A 7705-nucleotide genomic window follows, 5' to 3' on the forward strand; every position below is an offset into this window, starting at 1 on the left:
CGACGGCCGGCACCCCTGCGCCGTACCTCAAACCCCCGCGGGGACGGTGGGGTTGAGATGCGCCGGGGTGCCGTCCGCCGGCTCCTTGCGGACGAACGCCCGGCGCAGGGCGTGGTACGGCTGGCCCGGGTCGAAGAAGATCCGGTGCATACGGGCGAGTTCGTGCTCCCGGTAGGCGGCGAGCGGCCGCTTCGCCTCGTCCCGTTCCCGGGTGTCCTTCTTGGCGGCGATCCGCGACTGGACCGCCGGCGAGGCCGCCAGCCGCCGCGCCAGTTCGGTGGTCCGGGCCGTGAAGTCCTGCGCGGCGCAGTCGACGATCCGGTCCACCAGGCCGAGCCGCTGCCCGGTCGTGGCGGTGACCGGCAGGGCGCGCGTGGTGAGCCGTTCGGCCGCCTCGCGCCCGGCCCGGCGGGGCAGGGTGTAGGTCCAGTACTCCGAGCCGTAGAGCCCCATCAGCCGGTAGTGCGGGTTGAGCACCGCGGCCGAGCGGCACCACACCTCGTCGGCGGCGAGCGCCAGCATCACCCCGCCGGCCGCGGCATTGCCGCCGAGCGCGGCGACCACCAGCCGGTCGGTGGTGGTCAGCACGGCCTCCACGAGGTCGTCCATGGCGTGGATGTTGGCCCAGGACTCCTCGGCGGGGTCGGCCGCGGCCTCGATCACGCCCAGGTGGATGCCGTTGGAGAAGAAGTCCCGGCGGCCGCCGAGGACCAGCACGGACGTGGGCCGGGTGCAGGCGTGGCGGTAGGCCGCGAGCAGCCGCCGGCAGTGGTCGGTGCTCATCGCCCCGCCGGGGAAGGAGAAGGTGAGGAAACCGGCCGGTCCCTCCTCGCGGTAGCGGATGTCGCTCCAGGTACGGGGCGCGTCGCCCGGGTCGAGCGGGGCCGGGACCTCGGGGAGCGCCGGGAGACGGTCGCCGAGGGCGAGGGTGGCGGGGAGCTTGACGGTGCCGGGCTCCCCCGGCCGACGCGGCGCCCGGAGTTCGGGGATCCACACCGCGCCGTCGGCCGTCGCCCGGCAGAGCGCGCCGGCGCGGGTGGCGAGAAGTTCACCCGGCCGTCCGCGCAAGGTGTCCTCGGGATGGCCCCCGTGCAACATCCAGGTGGAGCCGAGGAGTTCGTCCCGTACGCCGGGCCGGGAGTCGGCGGCGCGGAGCTTGCGTACGACGGTGGCGGTGGGCTCGGCGCGCCAGTCGATCCGGCGCAGGTCCTGGCGGAACGGCGGCCGGGGGCGGCCGGTGCGCGCGCCGGTGGGCAGGGTGGCCTGGGGCTGCGGGCGGTGGGTGCCGGAGGCGACGCGCTCGACGGCGGTGAGCACCGCCTCGACGGCCGCGTCGGCGATCTCGTTGCGGTACAGGTCGCTCTTGCCCACCTCGGGGACCGGGCAGCTCGCCGAGGCCCAGATGTCGCCGGCGTCCATCTCGTCGTTGGCCTGCAGGACGGTCACGCCCCAGGAGTCCGCGCCCAGGTGCACCGCCCAGTCCAGGGAGGACGGGCCGCGGTCGCCGACCGGGCCGGGGTGCACGATCAGACAGGTGTGGGCCGACCACACCTCCCGGGGGACGGCGGTGGTGAGCATGGGCGCCACGATCAGGTCGGGGGCGTGGCGGCGTACGACGTCGGACAGCGGGGTCCGCGCAGTCACCAGTTCCACACCCATCCGGTGGCCGCGGTCGCCGAGTTCGGCATGGACGCGCTGGGTCAGGCTGTTGAAGGCGCCGGCGATGAGCAGAATGTGCACAGCTTCACTCCCCTGGTGCGGCAACCGGTGTGCGGTGGGCCGGGGTGGCCGGTGGTGAGCGTTCCCCGGGCACGGCCACGGACCGCGCGCCCGCCCGGCAGGTCCCCCGATCGGCGACGGCCGGATGGCGCAACGCACCGGCCGGAACCCCTCCCCCGTCCGCGCGGGCCGGTTCCGCCCGAGCGAGCGGGACCGACCGAACGACCGGAAATGACAGACCGTCAAGTAGTTCCGGTCCGGCGGCCGGCTCGGCGGTATCCCGCCAAAGTTGGCGCGCCGCAGCCGCTTCACAGCACCCCGCCATTGCCTTTCATTGACATTTACTTGGCCAGTCTTTTACTTTCGGTGTGCGGCATCGGCGCAGGTCAGCGCCGTTGCCGGACCGTCTTCCGCACTCTCACGGAGGTTCCCATGGAGCAGCTCATCAAGAAGATGGCCCAGGACGACGTGTGGCGCAGCTGGCTCGCCGCCAACTCCGCCTCGCAGGCGGCGAAGGAAGGCTGCATCAGCGCCGCACCCAAGGCCGGCTGCATCAGCGCCGCGCCGAAGGCCGGCTGTATCTCCTGACCCGTCCCGGCACTCCCCGGCGCCCGGGAGCGGGCCACGGCCGCGGCACTTCCCCCGCCGCCGGCCCGCTCCCGGGCGCCGCACCCGTGCGGCCGGGGGCGCACCCCGTTCTTCGCCGTTCTTCGCCGTTCTTCGCCGTTCTTCTCCGTTCTTCTCCGTCTTTCTCCGTTCTTCTCCGAGCCATGACGAGGGTTCCATGGATGGTCAGCCGACCGCCGAGGTCATCGAGCAGATCCGCGACATCCCGCTCTACCGCGCATCGCTGGCGAAGGGCTATTTCCCGGTCCTCGACAAACCGGATATCGCCCGCGGCTTCCCCGAGAACTGGATGACCCCCCGGCTGGCCGCGGCCCTGGAGGCCGGTGAGGCGGAATACGTGCTCTCCACGGGCACCAACCACGCCCGGATGCAGCTGATCCGGCCCCCGTACTTCCTGCTGCACTCCTACTACCGGCTGTGGAGCGAGCACCCGGACCTCGCCGGGACCTGGGAGTCGGGCTGCCGGCGGGTCTCGCTCACCACCGTGCTGGCGACCGAGCACGTGGCCCGGGTCGGCGCGGCCCGGCGCGGCGTCCCGCCGGCGCAGGTGCCCTCCTTCGAGGAGCGGTGGCTGGACGACCGCACCTGCTACGTCAACCTGCGGCTCGACCCCGCGCGGTGGGAGCGCGACGAGGTGGTGCGGATGCTCCGGGAGATCGAGGCGGCCCGGCAGTCGCATCCGCAGGGCCACTACCACCTCGACTGTTCCGGGTACCACCTGGCGCATCTGCTGCGGAAGGTCGGGGAGTGGGGGCTGTGGGACGACTTCCCGCCGCCCGCCAGCATCGTCCACGCCTACGAGTACACCCCGGTCAACGTCCGGCGCTTCCTGGCTCAGCACTTCGACTGCCCGGTCATCGACCTCTTCGGCAGCACCGAGCTGGGCTACCTCTACTTCAGCGACCGGCGCGGCAGATACCGGCCGTACCTCGACGGCATGAGCGTGGAGCTCCATCCGGTCGCCCCGGGAAGCACGATCCACGAACTCGTCGTCTCCAGCGTGCGCAATCCCTTCATGCCGCTGATCCGCTACCGCTCGGGCGACTGTGTGCGCACCCTGGACGGCACGCCGGACCCGGGCCGGATCGCCCAATTCTGCGGCCGCCGGAAGGAGTTGCTGCCGACCCCGAACGGGCCGGTCGCCCAGGGCGACCTCGACCGGTGCCTAGGTGAGCTGGCCCCGGACGTGTTCCTGCACCAACTCCAGCTGACCGGTCCCGGCGAGGCCCTGCTGGCGTACACCACCTTCCACGGCGCCCCGCTCGGGGCCGACGGGTCCGCCGCGCTGGCGGACGCCGTCGGCGAGCTCACCGGGCGGCGCTGCCGGCCGGTGCACCACGCCCACCTCCCCATCGGGAAATCCGGGAAGTACGCCTGGCTCGTCGACGCCGACTGATGCGCACCCCCGCCCACCTGCCCGTCCGCACCCGCACAGGAGCCCCATGACCAGCCGCCCGCCGATATCCGCCGACGCCCTCCGGGAGCTGCTCGGGGAGGCGCTGCACACCGAGGTCACCGACCATTTCGCCGCCCGCAGCGAGGCCCCGCGGGAGTTCGTGGCGCGGCAGGTCACGGAAGCCCTGCGCTACCTCTTCCTCGTCTCGCGGTACCGCGACCGGCTCGGCGGCCTCTTCCTCCCGGTCGAGCAGGACATCGACGAGATCTGGCACTACCTCATCCTGCAGACCCGGGAATACCGCGCCCTGTGCGAGGAGCGACTGCCCGGGCGGTACTTCATCGAGCACCGCAGCATCGCCTACGAGGACTACCAGCAGGAGCCGGGCCGCGAGCAGGTCCTCGAAGAGGCGCTGCGCTGGATCCCGTTGTACTGCGCGGAGTTCGGGCCGTTCGACGAGGGGGCGCTGCCGCACTGGACGATCGTGCGCTTCCTCCACGAGCAGCTGGGGATGACGCTCGCGGACATCTCGGCGCTGAAGCCGCCGGCACCGGTATAGGGGACCGCGGGTCATGCGCGAAAGACCGGAACAACGGCGCATCCTGGCCGTCCTGGTGGTGGCCCAGGTCCTCAGCGGGGCCGGGCTCGCCGCGGGCATCACCGTCGGGGCGCTCCTCGCCGAGGAGATGTTCGGCTCGACCGGGCTGGCGGGTGTGCCCAGTGCGCTGTTCACCGCGGGAGCCGCGGGCGGCGCGGCCGGGATCGGCCGGCTGTGCCGCCGCTGGGGCCGGCGCCCCGGCCTCGCCCTCGGCTACGGCACCGGGGCGCTGGGCAGCCTCGGGGTGGTCGTGGCGTCCGCCGTCGGGAACCCCGTGCTGCTGTGCGGGTCCCTGCTGGTCTACGGGGCCGGTACCGCGACCAATCTGATGGCGCGTTACGCGGGCGCCGATCTGGCCTCGCCCGCGCGGCGCGGGCGGGCGGTGAGCACGGTGCTGTTCGCCACCACGCTCGGCGCGGTGGCCGGGCCCAACCTGGTGACATGGACCGGTGACCTCGCACGGTCCTGGGGCATCCCCCGGCTGGCCGGGCCGTTCCTGCTGGCCTGCGTGGCGTTCGCCGCGGCGGCGCTGGTACTGGCCGTGCTGCTGCGGCCCGACCCGCTCCGGCTGGCCGCACGCCTGGCCGCCGCGCCGGAGCGGGCGGACGCCGCACCGGCCGCTCCGGCGAGCGGTCATCCCTGGGGCGATGCCCAACGTCGCGGCCTGGTGGCCGGCACCGCGGTCATGGTCCTCACCCAGCTGGTGATGATCGCGGTGATGACGATGACGCCGGTCCACATGCTGGCGCACGGGTCGGACCCGCAGGCCGCCGGGCTGGTCATCGCGCTGCACGTGGCGGCTATGTTCCTGCCCTCGCCGCTCACCGGGCTGCTCGTCGACCGGTACGGCCGGCGGTGGATCGCCGCCGCGTCGGGTCCGCTGCTGCTGGCGGCCGGTGTGCTCGCCGCGACGGCGCCGCCGCATGCGGTTCCCCTGCTCGCCACGGCCCTGGTGCTGCTCGGCCTGGGCTGGAACGCCGGGCTGGTCAGCGGCACGGCCCTGGTCACCGACGCCCTGCCGCCCGAGCGGCGGGCCGCGGTCCAGGGCCTGGTCGACGTCGGCATCGCGGGCGCCGGTGCGGCCGGCGGACTGTCGTCGGGGCTGGTCGTGGCGGCGGGCGGTTACCCGGCCCTGGCGCTGGCCGGCGGGGTGCTGGCGCTGGCCGTCGTGCCCGCCGTGGGCTGGTCGGCCCGGGTGCCGCGCACCGTCCGCGCGGCGCCGGCGGCCGCCGGTACGGAAGCGGAGCGGTCGTGAACTCCCGTACGCGCGGCGGGTGGTGCGCGGGTGCAACGGGGGAAACCTCGAAACATGGCGTCATTTCTCGTTTTCATGCCGGAAACCTGGATGCTGCACTGTGAGGGAAGGCTGTAGGCGTATGGACCTGCGACGGGGGGCGAGGATGCGGAAGGACCGCGGCACACCCGGCATACCGGTGCGCCTGCTCCGGGTCCCGCTGCTCGCCGTCGCCGTGGTGCTGGCGTTCCTGCTGGGCGCGGCGGCCGCCGGCGCCGGTGCGACCGCCACCTTCGCCGCCCCCGCCACGAAGCCCGCGGGCGCCCCGCCCGCCGTCAAGCCCGGTTCCGACTCCGACGAGGAGAAGACCAAACAGGACGCCGAGCGCGGCGCCCCCCGAGGGACCGCGCGCAGCTCCGTCGGCGTGCCGCGGCACGCCGGCCGTCCGCTGCCGCCGTCCGGGCCCGGCGGCCCGGCGCTGCCGTCCGCCGGCGGGTCCGACGGCCCGGCCGCGGGCACCTCCACCCGGGCCGCATCGAGACCGGCCCCGTTCCCCGTCCTGCACTGCGTCTTCCGCTGCTGAGCGCGGCCGTGGTGGCTTGCTCCACCAGCCGCATCCCGCACGTTCCCGCCACCACCCCACAGTGGCACCACTCATCAGCAGGAGACCTCCTCGTGGAGACCTTCATCCAGCATGCCCGGGGCCTGACGGCCCGTATCGCCGAGCGGCGGGAGGAGCAGGAGACCTACGGCCGGCTGGCGGCCGGCCAGTCCCCCCTCGCCCTCTTCATCACCTGCTCCGACTCCCGGGTCGTACCGTCCCTGATCACCGGGGCCCGCCCGGGCGAACTCTTCGAACTGCGCACCGCCGGCAACGCCGTGCCCGTCTACCGCGAGGACATGGCGGCCTGCGCGGAGGCCGCCACCATCGAGTACGCGATGCGGGTCCTGCGGGTCGCCGACATCGTGGTCTGCGGTCATTCGCACTGCGGCGCGGTCGGCGCCAAGGCCCGCGGCGAGGACCTGACCGGCGCGCCGGCGGTGCGCGACTGGCTGGCCCAGGCACTCTCCGACGAACTGCCCGAGGACCCCGAGCCGACGGTGGCCGCCGCCGTGCAGCAGCACGTGCGCCAGCAGCTCGACCGGCTGCGCGGGTACCCCTGCGTACAGGAGCGGCTGGCGGTCGGCGAGGTGAATCTGCACGGCTGGTTCTACGAAGTGCACACCGGCCTGGTCGTGGCCCACCACCCGGCCTCCGACCTGTTCCTTCCGCTGTGAGCGCGGGGGTGACGACGATGAAGCGACTGCTCTCCTCCCGTGCGGGGGCCTTCCGGGCCGACTTCACCGCCTCCCTGGTGGTCTTCCTGGTGGCCGTCCCGCTGTGCGTCGGGGTGGCCGTCGCCTCCGGCGTACCGGCCGAACTCGGCCTGGTCACCGGTGTCGTCGGCGGTCTGCTCACCGGCCTCCTCCCCGGCAGCAGCCTGCAGGTCAGCGGCCCGGCCGCGGGCCTGACGGTGCTGGTCTTCGAGGCCGTCGAGGAGTACGGCCTCGGGGCGCTGGGCGCCCTGGTGCTGGCGGCCGGCGTACTCCAACTGGCCATGGGCGCCCTGAAGTTGGGGCGCTGGTTCCGGGCGATCTCGGTCGCCGTCGTGCAGGGCATGCTGGCGGGCATCGGCCTGGTGCTGATCGCCGGTCAGCTCTACGCCCTCACGGACGCCAAGGCGCCGGGCAGCGGACTGGCCAACATCGGCGGCGTACCGGCGCTGGCCGCCGCCACGGTCGGCTCGGGGACCGCGTTGTCCGCACTCGCGGTCGGCGCCGGGACCGTCGCCGTGCTGGTCCTGTGGCCGCGCTGGCGGCGCGGTGCCCGGGTGCTCCCGGCGCCGCTGGTCGCGGTGGCGCTCGCCACCACCGCGGTCCAGGCGCTCGACCTGCCGGTCGCCCGGGTCCGGGTCAGCGGCCTGCTGGACGCGATCCAGCCACCGGGCATGTCGGACCTGGGCCGGCTCACCGACGTCGGTGTGCTGGGCACGGTCCTCGCCTTCGCACTGATCGCCTCGGCCGAATCGCTGTTCAGCGCGGCGGCGGTGGACCGGCTGCACGACGGGCCGAAGACCGACTACGACAAGGA

Annotated in this window: 8 protein-coding genes; 7 read left to right on the plus strand and 1 reads right to left on the minus strand. The window is 74.0% G+C overall.

All coding sequences use genetic code 11. The features are described from left to right. Positions 1-27: 27 nt before the first annotated feature. On the minus strand, positions 28-1740 hold the full coding sequence (locus tag AB0E02_RS24040) for a hydrogenase maturation protein (RefSeq protein WP_362142488.1): 1713 nt from the start codon (positions 1738-1740) through the stop codon (positions 28-30). Positions 1741-2151: 411 nt separating this feature from the next. Between AB0E02_RS24040 and AB0E02_RS24045 the strand changes: the two genes are divergently transcribed. The 7 genes from AB0E02_RS24045 to AB0E02_RS24075 form a co-directional block, all read left to right on the plus strand. After that, positions 2152-2307 (plus strand): hypothetical protein, encoded by a 156-nt coding sequence (locus AB0E02_RS24045; protein ID WP_199816252.1) that lies wholly within the window; start codon positions 2152-2154, stop codon positions 2305-2307. 196 nt (positions 2308-2503) lie between these two features. Further along, positions 2504-3742 (plus strand): hypothetical protein, encoded by a 1239-nt coding sequence (locus AB0E02_RS24050; protein ID WP_362142490.1) that lies wholly within the window; start codon positions 2504-2506, stop codon positions 3740-3742. 46 nt (positions 3743-3788) lie between these two features. Further along, positions 3789-4301 (plus strand): hypothetical protein, encoded by a 513-nt coding sequence (locus AB0E02_RS24055; protein WP_362142492.1) that lies wholly within the window; start codon positions 3789-3791, stop codon positions 4299-4301. Between the two features lie 13 nt (positions 4302-4314). Then, a complete protein-coding gene (locus AB0E02_RS24060) occupies positions 4315-5595 on the plus strand; it encodes an MFS transporter (RefSeq protein WP_362142493.1) in 1281 nt (426 codons plus the stop codon). A 145-nt stretch (positions 5596-5740) separates the two neighbouring features. Beyond that, complete coding sequence (locus AB0E02_RS24065) at positions 5741-6157, plus strand: hypothetical protein (RefSeq protein WP_362142494.1); 417 nt, start codon at positions 5741-5743, stop codon at positions 6155-6157. Positions 6158-6249: 92 nt separating this feature from the next. Further along, complete coding sequence (locus tag AB0E02_RS24070; RefSeq protein WP_362142496.1) at positions 6250-6852, plus strand: carbonic anhydrase; 603 nt, start codon at positions 6250-6252, stop codon at positions 6850-6852. 17 nt (positions 6853-6869) lie between these two features. Beyond that, a partial coding sequence (locus tag AB0E02_RS24075) for a SulP family inorganic anion transporter (RefSeq protein WP_362142498.1) occupies positions 6870-7705 on the plus strand: 836 nt, incomplete at its 3' end.

Origin of the sequence: Streptomyces sp. NPDC048196 (assembly GCF_040652715.1) — a bacterium.
GTDB lineage: Bacteria > Actinomycetota > Actinomycetes > Streptomycetales > Streptomycetaceae > Streptomyces > Streptomyces siderophoricus.